This window comes from Limnoglobus roseus (genome assembly GCF_008254045.1).
GTDB lineage: Bacteria > Planctomycetota > Planctomycetia > Gemmatales > Gemmataceae > Limnoglobus > Limnoglobus roseus.
The window spans coordinates 7626436-7651785 of sequence record NZ_CP042425.1 but is presented as its reverse complement, the minus strand read 5'-3'; the positions used below and the strand labels follow the sequence as shown (position 1 = coordinate 7651785).

At 65.3% G+C, this 25350-nt stretch carries 18 protein-coding genes and 2 tRNA genes; 13 read left to right on the top strand and 7 right to left on the bottom strand.

What is annotated here, in order from left to right; genetic code table 11:
* Positions 1 to 58 precede the first annotated feature (58 nt).
* Positions 59 to 532, top strand: a complete 474-nt coding sequence (locus tag PX52LOC_RS32820; protein ID WP_149114034.1) for an RICIN domain-containing protein — start codon at positions 59 to 61, stop codon at positions 530 to 532.
* A 6-nt stretch (positions 533 to 538) separates the two neighbouring features.
* On the opposite strand, the gene PX52LOC_RS32815 is transcribed toward PX52LOC_RS32820, so the two are convergent.
* Positions 539 to 889 carry a cupin domain-containing protein gene (locus PX52LOC_RS32815; RefSeq protein ID WP_149114033.1) on the bottom strand — a complete coding sequence of 117 codons (351 nt, stop codon included), beginning with the start codon at positions 887 to 889 and terminating at the stop codon, positions 539 to 541.
* 13 nt (positions 890 to 902) lie between these two features.
* On the opposite strand from PX52LOC_RS32815, the gene PX52LOC_RS32810 reads away from it, so the two are divergent.
* Positions 903 to 2120 (top strand): amidohydrolase family protein, encoded by a 1218-nt coding sequence (locus PX52LOC_RS32810; protein ID WP_149114032.1) that lies wholly within the window; start codon positions 903 to 905, stop codon positions 2118 to 2120.
* Between the two features lie 8 nt (positions 2121 to 2128).
* Here the strand turns inward: PX52LOC_RS32810 and PX52LOC_RS32805 are convergent.
* From PX52LOC_RS32805 to PX52LOC_RS32795, 3 genes are all read right to left on the bottom strand, one after another.
* A tRNA-Pro gene (locus PX52LOC_RS32805) sits at positions 2129 to 2202 on the bottom strand.
* Between the two features lie 4 nt (positions 2203 to 2206).
* A tRNA-Phe gene (locus PX52LOC_RS32800) sits at positions 2207 to 2280 on the bottom strand.
* Between the two features lie 53 nt (positions 2281 to 2333).
* Positions 2334 to 3197, bottom strand: a complete 864-nt coding sequence (locus tag PX52LOC_RS32795; RefSeq protein ID WP_149114031.1) for a DUF1571 domain-containing protein — start codon at positions 3195 to 3197, stop codon at positions 2334 to 2336.
* 197 nt (positions 3198 to 3394) lie between these two features.
* Here PX52LOC_RS32795 and PX52LOC_RS32790 point away from each other — a divergent pair, with 197 nt between their 5' ends.
* From PX52LOC_RS32790 to PX52LOC_RS32780, 3 genes are all read left to right on the top strand, one after another.
* Positions 3395 to 4162: an alpha/beta fold hydrolase gene (locus PX52LOC_RS32790; protein WP_149114030.1), complete on the top strand. Its 768-nt coding sequence runs from the start codon at positions 3395 to 3397 to the stop codon at positions 4160 to 4162.
* A 227-nt stretch (positions 4163 to 4389) separates the two neighbouring features.
* A complete protein-coding gene (locus PX52LOC_RS32785) occupies positions 4390 to 4740 on the top strand; it encodes a hypothetical protein (RefSeq protein WP_149114029.1) in 351 nt (116 codons plus the stop codon).
* A gap of 59 nt (positions 4741 to 4799) precedes the next feature.
* Positions 4800 to 5168 (top strand): hypothetical protein, encoded by a 369-nt coding sequence (locus tag PX52LOC_RS32780; RefSeq protein ID WP_149114028.1) that lies wholly within the window; start codon positions 4800 to 4802, stop codon positions 5166 to 5168.
* Here PX52LOC_RS32780 and PX52LOC_RS32775 read toward each other — a convergent pair.
* The 3 genes from PX52LOC_RS32775 to PX52LOC_RS32765 form a co-directional block, all read right to left on the bottom strand.
* Positions 5165 to 5644, bottom strand: a complete 480-nt coding sequence (locus tag PX52LOC_RS32775; RefSeq protein WP_149114027.1) for a hypothetical protein — start codon at positions 5642 to 5644, stop codon at positions 5165 to 5167. The two genes, PX52LOC_RS32780 and PX52LOC_RS32775, sit on opposite strands and share 4 nt — an antisense overlap.
* Positions 5645 to 5818: 174 nt before the next feature.
* The gene (locus tag PX52LOC_RS43025) at positions 5819 to 9130 is read right to left on the bottom strand and encodes a DUF1559 family PulG-like putative transporter (protein ID WP_149114026.1); all 3312 of its coding nucleotides are present in this window, start codon (positions 9128 to 9130) and stop codon (positions 5819 to 5821) included.
* Between the two features lie 569 nt (positions 9131 to 9699).
* Positions 9700 to 10716, bottom strand: a complete 1017-nt coding sequence (locus PX52LOC_RS32765; RefSeq protein ID WP_246173538.1) for a basic secretory protein-like protein — start codon at positions 10714 to 10716, stop codon at positions 9700 to 9702.
* Between the two features lie 165 nt (positions 10717 to 10881).
* Here PX52LOC_RS32765 and PX52LOC_RS32760 point away from each other — a divergent pair, with 165 nt between their 5' ends.
* From PX52LOC_RS32760 to PX52LOC_RS32725, 8 genes are all read left to right on the top strand, one after another.
* Positions 10882 to 13443, top strand: coding sequence for a peptidase MA family metallohydrolase (locus PX52LOC_RS32760; RefSeq protein ID WP_149114025.1), 2562 nt, complete (start codon positions 10882 to 10884; stop codon positions 13441 to 13443).
* Positions 13440 to 14291 (top strand): DUF4159 domain-containing protein, encoded by an 852-nt coding sequence (locus PX52LOC_RS32755; protein ID WP_149114024.1) that lies wholly within the window; start codon positions 13440 to 13442, stop codon positions 14289 to 14291. The genes PX52LOC_RS32760 and PX52LOC_RS32755 overlap by 4 nt, the downstream gene beginning before the upstream one ends.
* Before the next feature lie 86 nt (positions 14292 to 14377).
* A complete protein-coding gene (locus tag PX52LOC_RS32750; RefSeq protein WP_149114023.1) occupies positions 14378 to 15379 on the top strand; it encodes an AAA family ATPase in 1002 nt (333 codons plus the stop codon).
* Positions 15379 to 16302: a DUF58 domain-containing protein gene (locus PX52LOC_RS32745; protein WP_218575202.1), complete on the top strand. Its 924-nt coding sequence runs from the start codon at positions 15379 to 15381 to the stop codon at positions 16300 to 16302. Before PX52LOC_RS32750 ends, PX52LOC_RS32745 begins: the two co-directional genes overlap by 1 nt.
* Positions 16299 to 18341, top strand: a complete 2043-nt coding sequence (locus PX52LOC_RS32740) for a BatA domain-containing protein (RefSeq protein WP_149114022.1) — start codon at positions 16299 to 16301, stop codon at positions 18339 to 18341. The genes PX52LOC_RS32745 and PX52LOC_RS32740 overlap by 4 nt, the downstream gene beginning before the upstream one ends.
* A complete protein-coding gene (locus PX52LOC_RS32735) occupies positions 18338 to 22054 on the top strand; it encodes a coiled-coil domain-containing protein (protein WP_149114021.1) in 3717 nt (1238 codons plus the stop codon). The genes PX52LOC_RS32740 and PX52LOC_RS32735 overlap by 4 nt, the downstream gene beginning before the upstream one ends.
* On the top strand, positions 22051 to 24399 hold the full coding sequence (locus PX52LOC_RS32730; protein ID WP_149114020.1) for a glutamine amidotransferase: 2349 nt from the start codon (positions 22051 to 22053) through the stop codon (positions 24397 to 24399). Before PX52LOC_RS32735 ends, PX52LOC_RS32730 begins: the two co-directional genes overlap by 4 nt.
* Positions 24400 to 24413: 14 nt before the next feature.
* Positions 24414 to 25349: a hypothetical protein gene (locus tag PX52LOC_RS32725; protein WP_149114019.1), complete on the top strand. Its 936-nt coding sequence runs from the start codon at positions 24414 to 24416 to the stop codon at positions 25347 to 25349.
* Position 25350: the final 1 nt, after the last annotated feature.

Here is a 25350-nt window from a genome sequence, read left to right as displayed (position 1 = left end):
ACAGCGGCCCGTCTTGCGGGCCGCTGTTGCATTTCCATGTCTTTACCAGGAGGCTCTCATGTTCCGCATTTCCCTGGCCGCGGTTACCTTGATTGCGATGACCCTGACCGCACGGGCCGACGACAAGTACGTCACCATCGCACTGGCCGACGGCCGGGTGCTGGCCGTGGCCGACGATTCCGACGACGCGGGGCCGACGGTCGTCGTCGTGAAGGCTGGCGACAGCAAGGCCCAACAGTGGAAGGTCGTCGAAGACGGCAAGCTGTTGAAGGTGGTCAACCGCAAGAGCGGCAAGGTTCTGGACGTGTCCGAGAACTCGACCGAGGAAGGGGGCAAGATCATCATTTGGGAAGAGAAGGCCGATGACAACGACAACCAGCGATGGAGTTGGGTCGGCGACGGCAAGGCGAAACAACTCAAGAGCAAGAGCAGCAGCCTAGTTCTGGAGGCCGACGAGAAGGGTGCCGTGGTTCAGAAGAAGGCCGACGATAAGGCGAAGGGCCAACTCTGGACGGTGACGGAGGTGAAGTAACGGCCCTCAGTCGAAGAACTCGTCGTCCGGGTTGAACGCCGGCACGCCAAATACGATGGTCCGCACCTCGCCGTCGGCGGTCAACCGGTGGCGGGTGCCGGCCGGTATCCAGATCATCATTTCGGGCTGAATCGTCTGCCACTCGCCGTCGAGTTCGATCTTGCCGGTGCCTTCGAGAATGTAGTAGACCTCGGTTGTGTCGCGGTGGTAGTGCCGCACGGAATCGCGGATCGTCGTGACGTGGAACGAACACGGCGAGCCGTCCGCGGCCGTGAGGACGCGCGTGCTGGACCCGCACGGGCAGGGCACGGTCGGGGCTTCCGACACACGGCGGACGAGATCGGCGAGCGTTGGCATAGGATGATATTCTATGGCCGACGCCGTCACCTACACCGCCCGCTGGGTCTTCCCCGTCTCGCACCCGCCACTGGACCGCGGCACCATCACGGTGGAAGGAACGACCATCACCGCCGTCGAACCCCACGGCACGCGCACGCCGGACGTGGACCTCGGCAACGTCGCGATCATCCCCGGCCTCGTGAACTGCCACACGCACCTCGACCTCAGCGGTGCCCGCGGCAAGATACCGCCGACCGACCCGGAACACTTCACCGACTGGCTCCGGGGTGTGATCGCGTACCGCCGCACGCGGTCGCCGGACGACGTGCAGGCCGACATCCGCGTCGGGTTGGCCGAGTGCCTGCGGTTCGGCACGACGCTGCTCGGCGACATCACCGCCGGCGGGGCGAGTTGGTACGCGGTCGTGGCGGCGGAAGTACGGGCGACACTGTTCTGGGAGGTGATCGGGCTCGATGCGGCGACTTACCGTTCGCGGGTGCAGGAGTATTGGTCTACGTGTGTCGACCTGTGGAACGGACCACACAAGCCCCCAGGGACGATGTGGCGTTGGGCTCTCAGTCCGCATGCAACGTACAGCGTCAACCACGCCGAGGCATTACCTCAACTCGCTCGCGGCAACAACGCGATTCATCTCGCCGAAAGCCCCGGTGAAATAGAGTTGTTGACACATCGAAGTGGGCCGTTCGTATTGTTCCTGACCGAACTGGGTGTCTGGAACGAATCGGCAATCACGGCTCAACTGGACGACTTCGTTCAGTCCTGGCCTCGCGCACGACGACCTCGCCTCTACATCCATGGGAATTATCTGCCAACTAACACGCCGTTGGACTACTCACAAACTATCGTCTACTGCCCCCGCACTCACGCGGCGTTCGGCCACCCGCGGCACCCATTTCGCGAGTTCCAGGATCGCGGCGTTCGTGTCGCCTTCGGCACGGATAGCCTTGCATCGAACCCCGATCTCGACCTACTCGCGGAGGCTCGCTTCGTGCATTCGATCCGGCCGGAGGTTCCGTGCGATGAGTTGCTGCGGATGGCTACGCTGACGGGGGCGGATGCTCTCGGTTGGGCCGATGAGACGGGCAGCTTGGATGTGGGCAAGTCCGCCGACTTCGTCGCGCTGCCAGTGGCGAATCGCGACGCGGCCGACCCACACGAATTGATTTTTGGCGAAGATTTCCCGACCGCCGACCGGCAGACGATGTTCCGCGGACAGTGGCGGAATTGAAAAGGCAGTCGGGGCAACAGGAGTCGAACCTGCGTTCTCTTGCTTCCGACGCAAGCGGCCACTCCACCTGGCCCATGCCCCGAAAGTCCCGGCGGTCGGAGTTGAACCGACGACCTTACCGTCTTCAGCGGTACGCTGCTACCAACTGAGCTACACCGGGTTGTTCTGTGGGAAGGACAGGGGCGGACGCGAGAGGTTCGCGAGCTTGCGGGGTCACCTCGCCGGAATCTTCTTGAACTGGTCGGGGCCAAACGTCGGGTTCATTTTCAGGTCGCGGAAGTAGTACTCGGCCAGCGGTTTGCCGTCCGGACGGTCAATTTTCGAGCCGACTTGCAAGAACGTCATGGAGTCGAACATGAGCGTCACTCGGCCGATCGCCTCCTTCGGGAACTTGGCCGCGGAACGAATCTCGGTGTCTGTGAGCGTAAAGTTGTCCACCTCGGGCGGGTCGCACGTCCGGCGAACGACGTGACAAACGCGGTCGTTCAACTGCGGAATCGGCTTCGTTTCCACGTACTCGTACTTCAGTTTGCCCTGGTCGGCGGCGCGCTTCCAGACGGTGTAGGTCCGCAGTGTGCCGCGGTAGATGCCGAAGTCCTGGATGGAGAACCGTGACGTTTGTTGGGCGATGATTCCGATCGGGTCGGTGTCCGCGTCGGTCAGCCGCGTTCGCACCTTCACGTTGCCACCGTTCTCGCCCTTGGCGTACAGCGTGGCGATGGGGTCCACGTACCCCCTCTTTCCCCGCCACTGCATGACGACGGCGAACGGGTCGTCCCGGAACGAGACGTCGACGATTTCGGTCGTGAAGTCCCCTCCCTTGACGCTCTCGCTCTTTTCCATCGTGCAGGTGTAGCCCCGGACATCGGCGCGGTAGCGGCTCATGGAGGCGTTGAGCATCGCCATCGGGTTCGTCTTCGCCAAGTGGGCGAACTCCTCGACCGTCGGCATCTGGTCGTGCGTCAAGAGCGTGGGGGCAACGACCGTCGCGGGCGTTTGCGCCAACGGCGGCCCGTTAGGCACTGCCAAGAGGCAGACGACGACCAAAAAGAGAAAGAGAAGGAGGCGGCGAATCATACACCTCTTAGGATACGCGAATTGGGTGGGCTGTGGCTATCCTGGGGAACCTTCGGCCCGCACGGGCGTTCGACATGAGCAATTCCGGTTGACGGCATCTCCGAATGCGGGCATATCTCAAGATGGTGCCGACCCACGCGCAAGGGCGGAAGGGACAGGTGTTCCCCGTTGGAAAACAGTAACCCGAGGTTCCTCGGATGCCTGACACAAAACTCTTGATTGCGGTGCTGCTGGCCGTCGTGTCCGTCACGCCTCTGTCGGCGGCCGACCCCGTCCCCGAGCCGCGGATCGTGCGGGCAAAAATTGACACCCGGCCGATCGTCTACGTCGTGGATGGTGCCGGCGACTATCGGGGCTGTTCGACGGCGCTAACGAAGGCCATGTTCGCGGAAGGGAACCCGGTCGAACTGTCGGCCGTTTCGTGGTCCCACGGCTACCGGAAACTTCTGCTCGATCAGGTCGATGTCGTCCACGCGCGGCGGCAGGGTATCAAACTGGCCGAGACGATCCGCGAAGAGAAGTCGCGCGAGTCGGACCGACGAATCGTCGTCGTCGCGCACAGTGCCGGTGCGGCCGTCGCGCTGGCGGCGGCGGAACAACTCGACAGTTCTTCGATCGACCGCCTCATTTTGCTCGCCCCGTCGGTGTCAAATGGTTACGATTTGCGACCTGCCATGGCGGCGTGTCGTGAAGGGATCGACGTGTTCTGTAGCAACCGCGACCGCTGGGCGCTTGGTGTTGCCATGCGGCTCGTCGGAACGACCGACGACCGCCGATCGCGAAAGGCTGCCGGGCGGCTCGGTTTCGAGGTTCCTTCAACTGATGAGCTTTCGCAACAAATCCGCCAGCGATTCTGGACGCCGGAAGACAAGGCCGACGGCCACGACGGCGGCCACTACGGCGCGTACTCGCCCAACTACGTCCGGCGGTACATCCTCCCGCTGTTGATGGGCGAGAAAGAATAACTGGCACCCTCCGCACGTCGTCTGCGTTCTCACGCTGAAGGAATGGATGGGTGATCTGACCGGGATGTGGCGAGAATTGATCCCTTTCCATTCGCTGCCTAGCATTTTTCAGTTGAAATCATCCCATGGGTGAATTTACAGTTGACGCGGTATTTCCTGCGCCCGCTCGTACCGCGCGAGTTCGGGCTGTCAGGGTTGATCCGTCCCGCGAAAGCAGAGGTATGCACGTGACAAAACTTCGAGCAATGCTTTTCGTGGCAGGGATGCTGTTCCTCGGTAGCACACTCGTCGGGCAGGACGCCAAGAAGGATGGCGAGAAGCCGAAAGACCCGACGGCGACGAAGGTGAAGGGCCAACTCCCGTCCGGGTGGGCAAAAATTGGGCTGACAGACCAGCAGAAGCAAAAGGTCTATACCATCGACGCAAAGTACGACGATGAAATCGCCCAACTGACGGAGAAGATCAAGGAGTTCAAGGACAAGAAGAAGAAGGAGCAGCTTGAGGTTCTGACGGCCGAGCAGAAGAAGCGGCTCGAAGACAACCTCAAGAAGTCGGCCGGGACCGACAAGGACAAGTAAACTGTCCAGCGGGCGTTCCTAATTCGGGGACGCCCGCCATCTTTTCAGGACGACTGACTTTGGGAATTGAACGCACCATCCGCGCGGGCGCGGCAGGATCATTTTCCTGGCCGCGACTCGTCGGCGAACTCGCGATACGCGATGAACAACCCGTCCTTCGGATGATCGACGGCCTGCCCGCCTTCCCCGACGAAGTCCCGGCCGACGACTGGCAGGAACTCCGCCTGAGTTTGACCGGCGGCATGATCACGATTCGTCGGACCGGGGCCGACTTCCGGTGCGTCACGTGGGGCACGTCCGACGACGGCTTACGCCACTCGTGGGACAAACTTTGCCTCGCACTCGCGACCGTGGTGGCCGGCGAGATCGTGGAGAATGGAGTTGCCCAACCGCCGGCGGAATTCGCGAAGCGCGTCGGTCTCACTTAAGGGGCCGAGAGGATGAACCAGCCGATGGACTTACCGTTCGTGCGGTTCCACACCCGGCCGATCCAGACGCCCGGCACCACTTCGCGCAACTCGTCGCGGTACGAGCCGAACAACGGATAGTTCAGCGGGTACTCCAGCACGTAGGCCGGCTGGCCGTCGACCCAACTCGTGTCGGTCCGACCCTGCGAGGGCAGGGCGGAGAAGCCGACGAAGCGGTTTGTGAACGACCCGTCGTCCGCGAACGTCTTCCCGCGGAAGAGGATGCTTTGAACCCGTGCGCGGAATCGCGGCACCAAGGCGTTTTCGTACCAAACCACGCGGGCACGGTACGCGGCGGCCGGCGGTTGGGTCGCGGCCCCGGCGGTGAATTGGGCCGTGAGTTCATCGGGTGACAGGCGGTAGTACGCACGCCCCGGTTCGCCCGCTTGAGCAGAGCCGGCGGTCAGAAGCACGATCGCAACGGGAACGAACCGCATGGCAACCCTCGGCGGGGACGTAAACAAAACTCAACCGTCTGCCATCGGAACGGCGGGGGCGGAAAGTGTAGCGGAGTTGCCCCGGTCGAAACGCCGGGAGGGTGTGTTCACCGGTCGTTGTCCGCACGACCCGATCACACACCCTCCCAAACGGAATCTCCCTTGATCCCGTCCCTACGGTTTTTTTCGGCCGGAGATGACCACCGCGTGAAGGCCGTCGTCCTGGAACGTCAAAGTTGCGATGACTCCCGACAAGTTTGCCATCCACTTCCCCGATGCCGAAGCGCTGGTCGGCTCGGCCGGTTGGAGCGGGTTCATCCGGGAGCCGTGAACGCTGCACGCGCAATCGCGGCCGTCGGGCGTCAGCGTATACCGGCCGCCTTCCGGGCAGTGCGGCCGCGTGCCGTAGACTTGAGCCACACGGGCGAGTAACTTTTCGTCGGTCGCTCCGCGATCATTCCAGCCCCGGCCGACGCTGGTCAGCAGGCTGAAGTTGGCCTGACACGCCGCCCGGTCGTTCTCGGCCCACCCGAGGCGGTAGCCGGGCAGCACGCGGTTCCAGTTCTCCGGGCGGATGCGCAGCATCGCGTTCCCTTTCGGGCCGTCTGCCGCCTTCGCCCCGCCGGCTTTCTCCGCAACCGCATGGGCTGTCGCGATGTCTTCCAGCACGAACGGACGGTTCGCCACGTACAGCCCGTTGCCGATCCGGCCCCAGAAGTAGCGGATTTTGAAGCCGAAGAACTTCACCGTGCTGCACCGAATCGTGTGCGGGGTCGGGAACTTCACGCGGTAGAACTCGGGAGTGATCGGAAGGAACCCGCGCGACTGTCCTTCGGCCTTGCCCATTGCCTCGACCGTCCAACGGTCCATCGCGTCGAGCATTTCGTCCACGAGTTTCGCGTCCTTCACCGGGATTGAGACTGCCGTCGGCCGGATGAAGAATTGCACCAGCATCCCGATGCCCAGCCGGTCGCGGCCCCCCAAACCCAGGGAGTTGTTGGTCGATCCGCCTAGCACGCCGGCGAAGTCGAAGTCGAGCAACCGCGACTCGTCAAACATGTGGACGCCGACCTGATCGCCGATGCCGTCCGCCAGAAACCGCCGCACATTGGCCGTGTCGATCTCGCTCAGGAACTCATCCGGGAACGGCATGTCGAAGATCGAGAAGTTCCCCGGCCGCGCGTCGGGCAGATTGTCCGCCTCCACGACTTCGCCGCCGGCGCGGGTGAACAGGGCCACCCAATCTTTCTCCGCCGTCGTGAGCGGGATCGTTCGCGTGCTGCCGTCGCTGATGAGCACCAGCACCGCGTTGCGGCCTTCCTGCGTCAGTCCGCGCGTCGGCGATTTGGCGTCAAACGCCCAGTCGTCGGGCTTCGTCCACTCGACCGCTTCCGCCTCGGCTGCGGTGACGGCCAAGATCGTGTTCGAGAGGCCGTCCGTCACGTCTGAGAACTTCACACCTTTGCCACCGGGCGGGAAGAGCGTGTCCTTGCCGGTGACGGCCTTGATCTGCGTCTTGCCCTGCTTGTTCAACGCCTTGGAAAGCCCCTGGTAAACCGCGGGCATCTTCTCGACGAGTTTCAGGTTGTGCACACTGTCCCATGGCTCGTCGAGTTTGAACTGCTGGTACAACGGCTGCTGCTCGATGTACGGGAGGATCGCCACCCGCCACGACAGGAGTGCCTTCCCTTTCGCGTCGGTGATCGCGGCCGGCGGGAGGGCGGTCGTGGCGTCGTGGTAGTTGTGCATGGCCAGGCCGATCTGCTTGAGGTTGTTCGACGCGACCATCGCGCCCTCAAGGGTCGGCTTCTTCGGGCCTGCGGCCGGGGCGAGCTTCGCGAGATACGGGTCTTTGTTCAACTGGAAGAACAGGCTGCCGATGCAACTCTTGGCGGTCGGCAGCGTGTCGAAGGCAATCGGCTTGCCGCCGAGGGCGCGGGCCATCTCGGTGTAGATCGAATTGTCGATCAGTGGCAGCACGAGCGTTTCCAGGCGGAGTTGTTCCGGGGCCACCTGCACGCGGACTGCGATCGGGTCGAAGTAAGTCCGCCAGTACTGCTCGTACTCCTTCACGAACCGCTTGTACTCTTCCGCCTCTTGGGCCGTGACCTCGGTCGGCAGGCGTTCGAGGCAGGGCGTGAGGGCGGCCGCCGAGCCGTATCGGGAGCAGACGCCGCTCGTGCCGTCGGGCGACAGCGAGTAGGTGCCGCCGTCCGGGTGCGTGAGAAGCCCCTGGCCGAAAACGCCGGGGGCGCACTGCTTGTCCGCTAACTCTTGCAGCGATGTCGGCGGCCGGCCGAACTCGGTGCGGAACATCAGGCAGGCGTGCCCGATCATACGAAGGTGGTTGTAGACCAACATCCGCCGCCGCTCGGTGAGCTTCAGTTGCGGGCCGACCGTGTTGCGGATGAAGGCGTCCGACAGGTAGAGGAACCCATCTTCTTCGGGAACCCCGCGGGGCATGAGCGACCGCACGTACCGGAACTCGGCCGTCTCGCTGAGCCGCTTCGCGGGCGTGCCGTCGGCCGTCTTCCCGGCAATCGCTTCCAGTACCCGGCGAAAGGCCGGGAGGCTGTTCCCGCGAACGTGCAGGTCGACGCTCGGCGAGGCGACGAAGGCGTTCACCCGGCCGTCTTCGCTCCACTGGCGCGAGTACGCGATGCCAACGTGCGTGCTGTCCTCGCGACGCAACTTGGCCGACCCCATCTTCGAAATTGCGTCCGCGGCGGCCACGACGTTCGGCCCGCGAACGAGGACGGTCACGTCGCTGCCTTCGGACAGGAATAGGTCGCTGCCGGTGACGGCCACGCCCTCAACGCCGAACCGGTCGATGACCGTGGCGGGAAGGTTGAGCAGGCCGAGTTGTGCCTTGATGCGTTCCATCGTCAACTCGGACCACGACTGGCCGAGCATCTGCACGAAGACGTGGCCGCTGTAGACGGTGCCGACGGTCGTCGCCTCGGTGAGTTTGCCGACGCTCTTGAACTCGGCGAGGTAGAAGTCGGGCGGCACGCAGTTCGGGAACGGCCCGACGTCCGGCTTCTTCGCGCCGAGCAACTTTTCCCACGGGTGGCTCTGCACCGTCGGCCCGGTGAGCGTGGACACTTTCACCGACGGCTTGTCCACCCCGGGCGGGGCCGCGCCGGGCGGCGGTCCGAGCATGGTGTCGAGTTGGAGGCTCTCCTGAACGGCGAGCGCGCCGGTGAAGGTGCCGAACAGATCGGTCGATCGGCCGCGGCCGCTGTTCGGGTTTCGCGCCTGCCTGCCGATCAGCCCCGAGAACTGATCGAACTTCCCCTCCCGGCGGGCGAGTTGGGCGGCCACGTACTGGAGGTAAACGTCGTCCGGGGCGTACCGCAGTTCCTGCATTGCCTCGTCGAGCGTCCACGACGTCGGCTTCCCGGCCGGTTGTTGCGCGGTCGCCGACGAGAGGCTGAGGATCGCGAAACAGGCCGCTGCGAATGTTCGCCCGAGGGTGGATGACATCGTTGAACTCCCGTGTGAGTCCGAAGGCGTTCGAGGGCGAAAGCTGATTGTTGCGGGCACTCACTGTCGGGCACAGCGTTTTCTTCGCCTACACCCCACAACTCCCGATCAAGTAGCTCCATCAGTGCCGAGAACGACTCGACCACGCGCAAGAAAGTTAGAATTCGATCGGGAGAAGGTGGTCGTTTTACCCGCCCTCAGTTTTCGTGCTGCTCGCGACTTGCAATAGGCCGGGTGATTGATGCCGTCTCTCGGCGATAGGTTTTTCAGACGATTATTAAGCAATGGATTGCGCAGAACTGGTGTCAATTATGAGCACTGAACTGCGCAATATAATTGAGCGAACGTATGATCGATCTTTGAACAGCGATCATATTTCAACCGCCGGGCCGAATATTTTACTCAAATTATCAATTTACAGAAATTTCGGACCTTCCCTCGTTTTGGCCCGAGGTGTGCACTCTATTCCATCACTGGCGGGATGAAACAAGTGGAAGGTTGAGTGGGCGACAACCTTCTACAGTTCATCCCGCCATTTTTGTTTTTATAGCCGACGCGGTCATCATCTCTCAACGAACCAATGACCGCCGCCATTCCTGGTTCAATTCTTCAATGGGCTTCCCGGTTATTTCCTTCCAGACATCGACGTTGTACTTGCCGACGCGCATCTGTGCGTTCAACTTCGTGACGAGTTTTGCGTCGTAGTTATCGGAGATGAAAGCCAAGAAGGCCGCAGTTGTCCGGTAACTGCCGTCGTAGCGGGCACGCTCTGGGGTGAGGCGGCCGGCCGTGCCGGGTTCGAACTTCCAGAAGCGGATGTAGTCCGCGACTCCCTCGACCAACCAGCCCGGATTACCCCGACTACGGTACTGCTGCACGCAGTGGGCCGTTTCGTGAACCATTGCGCCGACGTCCTTCGGGTGGTCCTTGAAGTACTTCACCGAGCCGCGGATGCGGTTCCCGGCCGCCTCCGCGACGCCGTTGTAGTCGGACTTGAACGCCATGCGGATCGTGGTCGGCGGCTTGTACCCCTCGCTCGCCAGTTCGCGGCAGATCATCGGGTACTGCTGTTCGCAAACGCGGACCACTTTCTCGGCCCACGTCTGCATGTCGGGGGCGTCGGTCACGTCGAGCGAAATCTCGATCGGGAACTGGAACGCCTCGACCTTCGGCAGTGACTCGACGACGATCTCGCCGACGACGAGGGGTGAGGCGAGGTCTTCGGTTGCGCGAACCCGGATCGCACGGACTTTGCGAGCCGCGGCATCTTTCGCCTGCCCCTTCGCAAACTTCGCAACCGTCTCGAAGGTCTTCCCGTCGGCCGACACCTCCAGCACACCGGCCTTGAGAGTGTCCTCATCGTCCGCGCGGCCGGTCGCGACCGAGAGCGATTGCACGTCGATCACGCGGTCGAAGGCCAGCGTGAGGTGGTCGTCTTTCTTCGCCTTTCCGTTCGACACGAACACGGTCGAAGGTTTGCCGTCGAAGGCGAATTGACGGATGTCGCCGCCGGCAGTCGGCAGGCTCGACTCCACGCTTGCGATGACGGGCGTGGTCAACAGCGTGAGGTAGATCAGCGGAATCATGGACACCTCGTTGAGAAGGGACGAAAAGAGAGTGAGCGTTGTTGTACCAATTTGCCCAAGCGAAGGATTCATGAGAAGTTCGGGAGAGCGGTTCCCCCGCACGGTCGGGCGTGTTACACTCAGTTTCGCGTTCGGCCCCGTTCCCGATTCCGGCGAGTGGCGACGATGACCGCGGACCGCCAGCACGTTCGTCTCCCCCTCATTCTCCTCGGCGTCGTTTTCTTCGCATCCCATCCCGGTCAGGCGGCCGAGATCGCCGACGCGGAAAAACTTCTCCTCGCCGGCAAGTACGACGACACCGCGAAGCTGGCGGCCGACGAACTCGCGAAGCCGGCACCGAGCGAAGCGTGGTGGGTGCTAAAAATCCGTGCCGAGATCGCGCGCGGCAAGATCGACGCGGCCGGCCAGACGCTCGCGCTCGCCCGGCAGCAGTTCCCGACCGACCTGGGGTTGCTTCTGGTCGGCTACGATTTGTTTCACCGCACCGGGCAGGATCAACCGGCCGCCGAGTTGGAGAAACTCATCCGCGAGCGAACGCCGCGGACGCCGGCCGAGCGGATCGGAGTCGGTCGCTTCCTGCTCGCCCGTGGGACGGACGCGAAGGAAGTCCTCGACAAGTTCTACAACCCGGTGGCGAAGGCTGCCGCACCGCCGGCGCCGGGGGTGACGGCCGAGCCGGGGTCTGTCGCCGTCGCGTTCGCCACTGCCGAACTCGCCCTCGGCAAGAACGACCGCGGCTTCGCGGCCGACACACTTCAGAAGGCTCCGAAGGATGCCGCCCGAGACCCGCACTTCCATTATCTGCTCGCGCGGGCGTTCGCCGAGGACGACCGTGCCCGCGCGACGAAGGCCATCGCCGACGCCTTGGCGATCAACCCACACCACGTCGAGAGCCTGTTGTTCCAGGCCGATCACCAACTCGACGGCGAAAAGTACGCCGACACATTGGCGACGCTCGGCCGGGCGATGGACGTGGACCCCGGCGAGCCGCGGGCGTGGGCACTCCGGGCCGTGGTTGCTCACTTGCAGAACGACGCGGCCGGCGAAGCGAAGGCACGTCAGACGGCCCTCACGCGGTGGCCGGCGAACCCGGAGGTCGAACACCTGATCGGCCGCAAGTTGTCGCAGGACTACCGCTTCACCGAAGGGGCGGCGTACCAACGGCAATCACTGGAGAAGGACCGCAACTACCAGCCTGCGAAGCTGCAACTCTGCCAGGACTTGCTCCGGTTGGGGCAGGAGGCTGAGGGTTGGAAACTCGCGTCCGAGGTCTTCACGGCAGACGGCTACAACGTCGTCGCGCACAACCTTGTGACGCTCCGCGATCACCTCGCCAGTTTCCGCACACTGGCCGGCAACGGTATCCTCCTGCGGATGGACGCGAAGGAGGCGGAACTGTACTGCCCCCGCGCGATGGCCGTCCTGACGCGGGCTCGCGACACACTCGGCAAGAAGTACGGCGTGAAACTCGATCGCGCGGTCACGGTCGAAATCTTCCCGCGAAAACAGGACTTCGCCGTGCGGACGTTCGGCATGCCCGGCGCCGACGGCTTCCTCGGCGTTTGCTTCGGCCCGGTCATCACGGCCAACAGCCCCGCATCGCAGGGCAAAGACCCGTCGAACTGGGAGGCCGTCCTGTGGCACGAGTTCTGCCATACGGTGACACTCCACAAGAGCCGAAACAAGATGCCCCGCTGGCTGAGCGAGGGGATTTCCGTCTACGAAGAGGCCCAGGAGAACCCCGCATGGGGGCAGCGATTGACCCCGCGGTATCACGAAATGATCACGGGTGACGGCCTGACGCCGCTGAGTCAGTTGAGTTCCGCGTTCATGAATGCGAAGAGTGCGTTGCACGTGCAGTTCGCCTACTTCGAGTCGGCCCTCGCGGTCGAGTTCCTCATCACGAAGTTCAAGTTCGAGGCACTCACACAGGTTCTCGACGACCTCGGCGCGGGCCTGCCGATCAACGAATCGCTCGAACGGCGGACCGGCAGCCCGCTCGCGAAACTCGACGCGGACTTCGCCGAGTTCGCACGCGGTCGAGCGAAGGCTGTCGCCCCGGAGGCAACCTGGGACAAGCCGGAGTTGCCGGCCGATGCCGACTCGACGGCCGTCCGCGGGTGGTTGGACAAACACCCGAAGAACTTCTTCGGCCTCGTGCGTTTGGGCCAACGGTTGGTTCGCGAGGAGAAGTGGTCCGAGGCGGAGACGACGTTGAAAGAACTTCAATCGCTGTTCCCGCAGTACATCGGGGCGGGAAACGCCTACGAATCGCTCGCAGCCGTCTACCGGCACGGTAAGGACGTAGCGAAGGAGGCGGCCATTCTCGAAGAACTGGCAAAGTACGACGCCGACGCACTCACGGCCTTCCAGCGGTTGGCGGAACTCGCGGAGGCCAACGCCGACTGGCCGACCGTGGCCCGCAACGCTCGGCGGATGCTGGCCGTGAACCCGCTCATCGCGGCCCCGCACCGCACGTTAGCGAAAGCCGCCGAGCAGTTGAAGGAACGTGACGAGGCACTGGCCGGCTACCGGGCCGCGTTGCAGTTCGCTCCACCCGACGCGGCCGACCTGCACTATCGGCTGGCGGTCCTGCACGACCTGAAGGGCGAACGCGACAAGGCCCGTCGTGAAGTGCTGAAGGCGCTCGAAGACGCCCCGCGGTTGCGGGAGGCCCACAAATTGTTGCTGAAACTGACCGACGTTCCCGCGGAGAAGACGCCATGACCCGGACACGGCGGCTGGTGGCGGCCGGATCGCTGGTGATGGTTCTCACGGCCGGGCTGGTGCTGGCCCAACGGCCGTTCCGACGCGGCGGCGAACTACCCGCCGACCGCGCCGGCGTCCCGAACTGGCAGACCGACGCCGACTTCAAGAAGGACGTGTTCACCTTCGTACGCATCGAGTACGACTCTTACCGCGGCGGGTACGGGCGGCGCGGCGGCGGGGGGAGCTGGACGACCGACTGGCCGGACGCCGACTTGAACCTCTCGTTCCGCCTCCAACAACTGACGTCGCTGCGCGTGAACCCCGACCCGATCACGATACGGCTAACCGACCCAAAACTCTTCGACTACCCGTTCATCTACATCGTCGAACCTGGTCGGTTGGGGTTCTCAGAAGACGAAGTCTTGGCCCTCCGAAAGTACCTGCTCAACGGGGGGTTCCTGATGGTGGACGACTTCTGGGGCGACAGCGAGTGGGACAACTTCCACCGTGAGATCAAGCGGGTGTTCCCCGACCGCGAGCCGACGGAACTGCCGCTGGAACACGAAATCTTTCACTGCGTCTACAACCTGAAGGAGAAGCCGCAGATCCCGAGCATCCATGCGGCGTGGCAGGGCAAGGACGAGGGCATCACCTGGGAGCGGGGGCACGACGGTAACGTGAAAGACGTGCACTACAGGGCACTGTTCGACGACAAGGGCCGGATGATGTCGATCATCTGCCACAACACCGACAACGGCGATGGCTGGGAGCGCGAGGGCGACGACCCGTGGTATTTCCGCGAGTTCTCCGAGAAGAAGGCGTACCCCCTGGCCATCAACATCATCACCTACGCGATGACGCACTAGCGCAGAGGTCAGGGATCAGAGGTCAGTTTAGCCGCGACCCGGAGGCTTTGCGGAGGGATCGCGGACCAGCACCGAAAGGACCGAGCGTGACCGAGTTCGACCAGGAAAAGCAAGTCGTCGAGAAGATCCGCGAGAGTCGCGGGCGGATCGAGCGCGAGTTGGGCAAGGTCATCGTCGGCCAGAAGGAGGCGACGAGCCAAATCCTCACGGCCCTTTTCGCCGGCGGGCACTGCCTCATCACCGGCGCGCCGGGGCTGGCCAAGACGCTCCTCGTGCGGTCGGTCGCGCAAATCTTCCACCTGAAGTTCTCGCGCATCCAGTTCACCCCGGACCTGATGCCCGCCGACATCACCGGCACCGACATCCTCGAAGAAACCGGCGACGGCAAGCGGCGGATGCAGTTCGTCAAGGGGCCGATCTTCGCGAACGTGATCCTCGCCGATGAAATCAACCGCACGCCGCCGAAGACCCAGGCCGCGCTGCTGGAAGCGATGCAGGAACACCAGGTGACGGCCGCCGGGGTGCGCTACCCGCTCGACGAGCCGTTCTTCGTACTGGCGACGCAGAATCCGGTCGAGATGGAAGGCACGTACCCGTTGCCGGAGGCGCAACTCGACCGCTTCCTGTTCAACGTGGTCGTGGACTACCTGCCGGAAGACGACGAAGTGTCGGTCGTGCGAGCGACCACCGCTGGCAAGCCGCCGGCCATCGAGCCGCTCTTCGACGCCGCCGACGTGCTACGGTTCCACGACGTGGTGAAGAAAGTTCCCGTGGCCGATGACGTGATCCGGTACGCCGTGCGACTGGCCGCCGCGTCACGGCCGGGGCAACCGGGGGCGCCGGACTTCGTTTCTCAATGGGTCAGCTGGGGGGCCGGACTGCGGGCGGCGCAATCGCTGGTCCTCGGCGCGAAGGCCCGGGCACTGCTCGAAGGCCGGTTCCACGTCTCGCCGGCCGACATTCGCGCTCTCGCCCACCCGACGCTTCGGCACCGCATTCTCTTGAGCTATCGCGCGGCCGCCGACCGCGTCACCGTCAACACCGTCATCGACCGCCTGCTAGAACACGTCAAGGAGGGCGTTCGCTGATGGCTGCGACGGCGACCGCCTTGGGGCCGGCGTTCATCGACCCGGCCGCGCTCATGCGCATCAAGAGCTTGCAACTGCGGGCCCGGGTAGTCGTCGAGGGCTTCGAGAAGGGCCTGCACCGCAGCCCGTACCACGGCTTCTCCGTCGAGTTCAGCGAGTACCGCCAGTACACGCCCGGCGACGATCCGCGGTACCTCGACTGGCGACTCTACGCCCGCAGCGACCGCTACTACATCAAGAAGTTCGAAGACGAAACGAACCTCCGCTGCCACCTGATCGTCGACGGCAGCCGGTCGATGGGTTACGCCTCTGGCCCGGTCACGAAGTGGGACTACGCCCGCACGGCCGCCGCCACGGTCGCGTACTTCCTCTCGCGGCAGCGGGACGCCGTCGGGTTGGCGACGTTCGAAGACCGAGTCGTGGAGTACCTGCCGCCCCGTTCGCGGCCGGGGCAACTGGCGCACCTGATGGCCGTGCTACACCGCGAGCCGCAGGGGAAGGCCACCGACCTGATCCGGCCGCTGGAAGAAGTCGCGGCGGCGACACCGCGACGCGGTCTGTTCATTCTCTTCTCCGATCTGCTCGTGCCGACCGGAATCGTGCAAACGTCGATCGGAAACCTGCGGGCGGCCGGGCACGAAGTTGTCGTGGTGCGGGTCCTCGACCCCGAGGAGGAGCGATTCACCTTCTCCACAGCCGCGATGTTTCAGGACGCCGAGACGGGGCGGGAACTGTTCGTTGACCCGCGGACGGCGGCCCGCGAGTACCGGACGCGCTTCACGAATCACGCGAACGCACTCCGGGAAGCCTGCGTCGGCGTCGGCGCGGATTTCGAACAACTGACGACGGACCAGCCGCTCGAGCGCGTGCTGTTCGACCTGCTCTTGGCCCGCGCGCGACGCGGCAAGGGGGGCCGCCGATGAGCTTCCTCGCGCCGCTGTACGCCCTCGGCTTGCTCGCCGTCGCCGCCCCGATCTGGTTCCACCTGATCCGCCGCCGGCCGAAGGGGCAGGTGCCGTTCAGCTCGCTCATGTTCCTGACGGCGTCGCCGCCCCCGCCGGCCCAGAAACGCCGACTCGATCAATTGCTGCTGCTCCTCCTGCGAATCGCGGCCCTGGTGCTGTTGGGCTTCGCGTTCATGCGGCCGTTCCTGCGAACGGAATCGACCGCCGACGCGGGCGGGGCCGGGCAGCGGGTGCTGATCTTGATCGACACGAGCGCCAGCCTCCGCCGCGGCGACCTGTGGGTGAAGGCCGTCGCGCAGGCCGAAGAAGCCCTGGCACAAACACGGCCCGCCGACCGTATCGGCGTCTGGGCGTTCGATCAAACGGTGCGGCCGGTCCTCGGCTTCGACGAGTCGGAACACCTCGACGCCGGGCAGCAGTCGGCCGTCGCCCGCGAACGATTGAGCCGCTTGAAGCCGACCTGGGGTGGCACCGAACTCGGCCCGGCCCTGATCGAAGCCGTGGGGGCGATCCTGAATCCGGGGTCGGCCGGCGGCCGGAAGGCGGGCAAAGTCGTGCTCGTGAGCGACCTGCCGCAAGGGGCGAAGTTGACCGGCCTGAACGCCTTCGAGTGGCCGGCCGACGTGGAACTGGAACTGCGGACCGTCACCGACGGCGGCGGGAATGTGGGCCTCGACCTGTTGCCCGATTCCGAGAAGGGCGAACTCCGGGTGCGGGTGGTGAACGACGCGCAGTCGCGGCAGGAACGATTCCTGCTCGGCTGGGCCGGGCAACCGGCTCCTCACGAGGTTTACCTGCCGCCCGGCGAAAGTCGCGTGAGGAACGTGCCGAAGCCTCTTCCGTCGGCCAACGTAACGGCGTTGCGGATCACGGGTGACGATCACGAGTTCGATAACTCGCTGTACATTGCCACCCCGCCGCGGGAAGAGATGACGGTCTTCTTCGTCGGCCCGGACATGGCCGACGACCCCGCCGGACTACGCTACTTCCTCGACCGGGCGTGGAACGACACCCCCCACCGCACCGTTCGTGTTCAGGGGCTTCGACCGGACGAAACGCTCGCGGCTGATGCCGTGCGGCCGTCGCCGTTGGTCGTCGTCCACGGCGATGTCTCCGAGGAGTCGACCCGCGGGTTGCAACAGTACCTCCGCGACGGCGGCACGGTGCTGAGCGTACTTACACAACCCGGCTCGGTGAAGACACTCGCGCAACTGGCCGACGGGTCGTTGGACGTGGCCGAGGCGAAGGCCGACCGTTACGCGATGCTCCAGCAGATTGCGTTCGACCACCCACTCTTCGCGCCGCTCGCCGGGCCACAGTTCGGCGACTTCACGAAGGTTCACTTCTGGAAACACCGCCGTCTGACCGAATCGCAACTGGCGGGCGGCCGCGTCTTGGCCCGCTTCGACGACGGGGACGCGGCCGTGTGGGAGAAAGTCGTTGGGAAGGGCCGGCTCGTGATCCTCGCGAGCGGCTGGCACCCGGCTGACAGTCAGCTCGCCCGCTCGTCGAAGTTTGTGCCGCTGATGACGGCACTCCTCGAACTCCGCGGCGGCCGGCCGGCGACCAATACCAACTACCGCGTCGGCGATCGCGTGCCGGTTTCCACCGGAAGCACCGCCGTCCGCAAGCCGGACGGCAGCATCGTTCCGCTCACGCCGAACGCGACCACGTTCGATGGGGCCGACCAACCCGGCGTGTACGCTTTCGAGACGGGTACGGGGTCACGACCGTTCGCGGTCAACCTCGATCCGGCCGAGAGCTTGACGGCCCCACTGCCGGTGGAAACCTTGGAGCAGTTCGGCTGTCGGATTACGAAACGGGCCGACGTCGAACGCCGCGAGCAGTTCGAACGGCAACAGCGCGACGTGGAGCTGGAACGCAATCAGTCGATCTGGCGCGGGCTGATCCTCGCCGCCGTCTTGGTACTCATCTTCGAAACGGCCCTGGCCGGTTGGCGGGGCCGCTTGGCCTCGCGGGAAGGGGTAACGACATGAACGCAAGCGTGGAACTCCGACAACTCCTCGACCGCGTAGGCGACCGTTTCCGGCAACTCCGCCTCTGGGGCGGGCTGGCCGCGTGTTGGCTGGTCTTCGCCGCCGTCGGCGTCGCGGCGAATCGGTCGGTTTTCGACGCCCCGTCCGGTCTTCGAACGCTCGCCGCCCTGCTTGCGGTCGGGGCGGCCCTCGCGGGTCTGGGGTGGTGGCTCGCAACCCGACGAGTGGCCCGCGACCCGCGTTGGATCGCCCGCCGGATCGAAGCCAAACACCCCGATTTGTCGGCACTGCTGCTCACGGCGGTGGAGCAAGAGAAGTCGGCCGCGTCCCTCGGCTTCCTGCAATCGTCGTTGCTCGAATCGGCCGTCGCGCACGGCCGGTCGCACGACTGGCTCGCGACCGTGCCGCAACGTGGTTTGCGAGCCACGCAGTTCCTACACGCCGCTTCCTTCGCGGCTCTGATTGCAGTTCTCGCGATTCTCGGCCTCCGCTCGCCGGCCGCGGCGGGTGCCCTCGCTGCAACCTTCGCCGGCAGTTCCATTCCCGTGACCGTCGAGCCGGGGAACGCGGAGGTCGAACGCGGCAACCCGTTGTTGGTGATCGCGCACTTCGGCGGGACGGTCCCCGCGGAAGCGAACCTCGTCGTCGAAGGGGCGAACCCGCGACCGATGTTCCGCAGCCTGGAAGACCCGAAGTTCGCCGGCCACCTGCCGACGGTGGAGAACGACCTGTCGTACCGCGTCGAGTTCCCCGGTGGGGCGAGCGAAACCTATCGCGTGAAGGTGTACGAACACCCCGATCTGCGCCGCGTGAACGCCCACCTCGTCTTCCCGGCGTACACGAACCAGCCGCCGAAGACAGCCGAAGACGTTCGCCACGTCACCGTTCCGGAGGGTACGGAGGTAACGCTGTTCTGCCAGTTGAACAAGCCCGTGACCGTGGCGAAATTGCTCGACGAGCAGAAGCAGGAACTCGCGCTCACGCCCCACGACGCCGGGCTGAACGTCTACAAGGTCACGCTGACGCCGAAGGCGACGCAGCGGTACAAACTGCACCTGACCGACGCCGACGGCCGCGCGAACAAGTTGCCCGCCGACATCTCGGTCCGCGTCACGCCGAACCAACCGCCGGTCGTGAAGGTCATCCGGCCCGGCCACGACACGCGGGTGTCGCCGCTGGAGGAACTGCCGCTGAAGGCCGACTTGAAGGACGACTACGGCCTCGCCCGCTACGGCCTCAGCGTCACCGCCCCGGATCAGACTTCCCGCGAGATCGTGCTGCACGAGGTGAGCGGGCCGGCGAATCTCAAAAAGTCTCAGCCCGACCACCTGCTCGACTTGGAGGCGATGAAAGCCCAGCCGGATCAGGTCGTGTCGTACTACTTCTGGGCCGAGGACATCGGGCCGGACGGCAAACGCCGCCGCACGTCCGGCGACCTGTTCTTCGCCGAGGTCCGGCACTTCGAAGAGATCTTCCGGCAGGGCGAACAGCAGACGCGCGAACAACAAGAGCGCGAGCGGCAGGAACGCGAGCAGGGTCAGCAGGGTGGCAACGCCCAACAGGCGGACCAACTGGCCGAGTTGCAGAAGCAGATCGTCAACGCGACGTGGACGCTGATCCGCCGCGAAACGGGGGCCGAACCGTCGGCGAAGTTCGCCGAGAACGTGAAGACGATCCGCGAATCGCAGCAGACGGTCTTGCAGCAGGCCGAAGCCCTTGGCGAGAAGTTGGAGGCCGCCGCGTCGATCGAGTTTCTCGCGCAGGCGATGAAGTTGATGACGCAGGCCGAGAAACAACTGGCCGATGCGAAGTCCCCGGCCGCACTCCCCGCCGCACTTGCCTCGGAACAGGCCGCGTATCAAGCACTCTTGAAGTTGCGGGCGCGTGAGTTCGACGTGACGCGGAACAACTCGCGACAGCGGTCGAATTCCCAATCGGCGAGCAACAGCCGTAGCCCGTCGCAGCAGCAACTTCGCCAGCTCGACCTCGCCGAAGAACAGAACCGCTACGAGACGCAAAGCACCGCCCGCGCCCAACAGGAGCGGCAGGCCCAGCGCGACCGCGAGCAGCGCGAGAACAACGAGTTGGCCGACAAACTGAAGGAACTGGCCCGCCGCCAGAACGACTTGACCGACCGCGTGAAGGAGTTGCAGTCGGCCCTGGAACAAGCGAAGGAGGCGAAGCAGAAGGAGGAGCTGCAACAGCAACTCAAGCGGCTACGGGACCAGCAGCAGCAAGTGCTCCGCGATACCGACGATTTGAAAGAGCAGTTGGAGCGACCGGAGAATCAAGAGAAGCGAGCCGAGGCAAAATCCCAACTCGAACAGAGCCGTGAGAACATTCGCCAGGCGTCCGACGCCCTTGAGAAGGGCCAGCTTTCGCAGGCCGTGAATGAGGGCACGCGGGCCGGCCGACAACTCGACACGCTCAAGGAGCAACTTCGCAAGGAGGCGGCCGGTCAGTTCGGCGAGGAGATGAAGGAACTCCGCCAACAGGCCCGGCAACTCGACGAGGATCAACAGAAGCTCACGAAACAACTCGACGAGATGAAACAGCAGAACCAAAAGCCCGGCCTCCGCGACTCCGGCGAGAAGGAGCAGGTTCAGAAAGGGCTGGAGCAACAGCAGAAGCGGTTCACCGAACTGAACGAGCGGATGCAGAAGACGGTGCAGGAGGCCGAGAAGCCGGAACCCTTGCTGGCCCAGCAACTCTTCAACACGGCCCGCGGCGCTGCCGAACAGAAGGTCGGCGAGTCGCTGAACCTCGCCCGGCAACTGGCCGAGGCCGGCGGCACCGCCGACGCCGCCGAGGCGGCCCGCAAAGCGGGGCAGGGGACCGAGCAGTTGCGCAAGGGCGTCGAGAAGGCGGCCGAAAAAGTGCTCGGTGGCTCGACCGAGGCGATGAAGCGGGCACAGCGGGAACTCGACGACCTGGCCGAACAGTTCAACCTCGAGGTTGCCCAGGCGACGGGCCAACCGCAACGTGGCAAGGGCGAACCGAACCCGATGGGTAACGCGGGGCAAAATCCGCCGTCCCAACAATCGGGACAAGGCCAGCCGATGGGCGGTCAACAGCCGGGACAAGGCCAACCGATGGGTGGGCCGCAGCCGAACCCGATGAGTGGGCAGCAAGGTCGGCCGATGGGCGGGCAGCCGGGAAGTCCGATGGGCGGTCAACAGGGGAACCCAATGGGGGGGCAGGGAGGCCAGCAAGAGAACCCCATGGGTGGACAACGTGGTCAACAAGGTCAGCCGGCGGGGGGCCAGCAAAGGGGACAGGGGCAGCAAGGTCGGCGAAGCCTGACCGACCCGCCGATGCCCGGGCAGCAGGGCGGCGGGAACCAGCAACCGAGCGGGACTGCCCAGGGTCGTGAGGGGCCGATCCGCGAGGGCGGGTTCCGCGAGTGGACCGACCGACTGCGGGCGGCCGAAGACCTGATCGAAGACCCGCAACTGCGGGCGGAAGCGGCGCAGATTCGCGATCGGGTGCGGACGGCCCGCGAGGAATTCAAACGCCACGCGAAGGAACCCGACTGGAAGAAACTTCAGGACCTCGTGACGAAGCCGATGAACGAACTCCGCACGAAACTCGCCCAGGAGATTCGCCGCCGCGAGTCGCCCGATGCGCTCGTGCCGATCGACCGCGACCCGGTGCCGCCGCAGTTCGCCGACGGCGTCCGCCGCTACTACGAGCGGCTCGGGAGCGACAAATGACCGAGACCGGGTTCGTCTTCGGCTCGCCGGAGTGGCTCATCCCCGCGGCCGTGGCGGTCGGGCTGGCGGCTCTCTTCGTCATCTGGAGCTACTCCCGCTCCCGGGGTCCGCGGGCGGTTGTGTTCGCCTGCGCGGTCCTGAAGATCGTGGCCGTGACCGCCCTCGGTCTTTGCTTGCTGGAACCGCTTCTCACCGGGTCGCGGCCCCAACCGGGGGCGAACGTCTTCGTCGTGCTGGCGGACACCAGCCGCAGTTTGCAGATTCGCGGCGGCGATTCGGGTGGCCCGAGTCGAGCCGACTGGGCTCGCAGCCTGCTCGAAAACAACCCGGCGTGGCGGACGCGGCTCGGCCAGGATTTCGATGTCCGCAACTTCGTTTTCGACACCCATCTCCGCGGCGTGGACGGCTTCGACGGCCTGACCTTCGACGGCAACGCCACGTCCCTCCACACCGCCCTCGCGGCGGTTGCGAAGCGATACCAGGGCCGCCCGGTCGCCGGGGTGTTGCTCGTCAGCGATGGCAATGCCACCGATGCGGCCGCCCTCGATTGGAGTTCGCTGCCGCCGGTTTATCCCGTACTGCCCCCGGCCGGCGGCGTGCCGCGGGACATCGCGGTGAGCCGCCTGACCGTCAACCAGACGAACTTCGAAGCCGCCCCGGTCACGCTGCAAGCCGAGGCGATGGCCCTGGGCGTGAAGGGCGAGGCCGTGGTCGCGATCCTATCGAACGAGGCGGGCCGCGAAATCGACCGGCAGGAGGCGACCGTTGCCGATGACCGCGAGCCGTTGAACTTCCGCTTCCAGGTGCGGCCGGAGAAAGCCGGCGTCGGCTTCTACCGCGTGCAGGTCCGCCTCAAGTCGGAAGTGGCGAACGCGGCCGACGCGCCAAGCATCGAGCAGACACTCGCGAACAACGGCCGGCTCGTCGCCGTGGACCGCGGTCGCGGACCGCACCGCGTGCTGTACGTCTGCGGTCGGCCGAACTGGGAGTTCAAGTACCTCCGCCGCGCCATGGAGGACGACGCGGAAGTGCAACTCGTCGGCCTCGTGCGGGTGGCCCGCCGCGAGCCGAAGTTCGACTTCCGCAGCGCCCGCACACGGCCCGACAACCCGCTGTTCAAGGGCTTCGACAACCCCGACGCCGAGACGGCCGAGCGACACGACCAACCCGTGATGATCCGCCTCGGCACGCAGGACGCCGTCGAACTTCGCACCGGCTTCCCACAGGCGGCCGCCGACCTGTACCGCTACGACGCGGTCATCCTCGACGACATCGAGGCCGAGTTCTTCACGCCCGATCAACAGGCTCTATTGCGGAACTTCGTGAGCCGCCGCGGCGGCGGGTTCTTGATGCTCGGCGGCCCCGACTCGTTCTCGGCCGGCAAGTACGACCGTACGCCGGTGGGGGAACTGTTGCCGGTCTACCTCGACCGACCTGCTGCGGCCGCCGGTGCCGAGGACTTCCGACTGGTGCTAACGCGCGAGGGTTGGCTGCAGCCGTGGGTACGAACGCGGAAGACCGAGGACGACGAGAACCGCCGGCTGGCCGCGATGGCCCCGTTCCACACGCTCAACCGCGTCGGCCGGGCGAAACCGGGCGCGACCGTGTTGGCTCAGGTTCGCGACCCGGCCGGCACGGAACTCCCGGCCCTCGTCGCGCAGCCGTTCGGGAAGGGCCGGTCGGCGGCGCTCTTGATCGGCGACCTGTGGCGGTGGGGGCTTCGCCGCGACGACCCGAAGCAGGACGACTTCGACCGCTCGTGGCGGCAGACCGTCCGTTGGCTGGTCGCCGACGTACCGGGGCGGGTCGAAGTGCGGGCGACGCCGACCGCCGGGGCGGCCCTGCCGGCGATGGAACTGGCGGTGCAATCCACCGACGCCGAGTACGTGCCGCTCGACAACGCCGCGGTTTCCGTGCAAATCACGCGGCCGAACGGCGAGACGCTCACACTGCCGGCCGAGGCCGACCGGCGCGAAGCGGGGCAGTACCTCGCGACGTTCGTGCCGCGAGAGCCCGGCGCGTATCGGGCGACGGCGACGGTCACGGCCCCCGACGGCTCAACGGTCGGCAAGCGAGAGGTCGGCTGGTGCGTGCAGCCGGAGGCCGACGAGTTCGCCCGGCTCGAACCGAACCGCGAACTGCTGGAACAGATCGCCACCCGCACGCAGGGCGAGGTCGTGCCGGCCGACGGGTTGGAGCGGTTCGTGGCAAACCTGCCGTCGCGGAAGGCCCCGAACATGGAAGCGTGGGCCACACCGTTGTGGCACCGCGGCTGGTACTTCGCCGTCACGCTCCTCTGCCTCGCCGCCGAGTGGGGACTCCGCCGCCGGTTCGGAATGGCCTGATAGGAACACCCGCGATGCTCCCTTTCCTTCTCATAACGCTCGGCCTCGCCAGCGCGGAACCCCGGCCGTCGGTCGTGGTCGTCATCGGTGCGGCCGGCGCGACCGAGTTCGAGGCGACGTTCCAGAAATGCGCTGACCAGTGGCAGGCGGCCGCCGATAAGGGGAAGAACGTCGTCACGGTCATTGGCCGCGACAAGCCGGGGGCCGAAGGTGACCGCGACCAACTTCGCAAGGTGCTGGCGCGGGAGGCGGAAGTCGCGAACGCACCACTGTGGGTCGTGCTGATCGGCCACGGGACGGACGACGGCCGTGAGGCCCGGTTCAACCTCCGCGGGCCGGACGTGACCGCACGCGAATTGGCCGAGTGGCTCGCGCCGGTCAAGCGGCCCGTGGCCGTGGTGAATTGTGCCTCCGCGAGCGGTTCGTTCGTCAACCTCTTGTCCGGCGCCAACCGCGTCGTCGTCACGGCCACCCGTAGCGGCAGCGAGGCCAACTACGCCCGCTTCGGCCAGTACCTCGCGGCGGCTTTCGACGACCCGACCGCCGACGTGGATCGCGACGGGCAGGTGTCATTGCTCGAAGCGTTCCTGACGGCCTCCCACCGCGTCGCCGAGTTCTACCGCGGCGAGGGCCGGCTGGCGACTGAGCACGCGCTGCTCGACGACAACGGCGACAAACTCGGCTCGTCGGCCGACTGGTTCCAGGGCGTGCGGGCGGTGAAGCGGGCGAAGGACAGGGCCGCGGCCGACGGCGTTCGTGCCCACCAATGGCACCTCGTACCGAGCGACCGCGAAAAAGCCGTGCCGGCCGCAGTCCGGCAGCGCCGCGACGAACTCGAACAGTCGCTCGCGGCGTTGCGCGAGCAAAAGGAGAAGCTCGCTGAGGACGAGTACTACGCGCGGTTGGAGAAAGTTTTGGTGGACCTCGCGCGGCTGTACGAAGAGAAGTAAA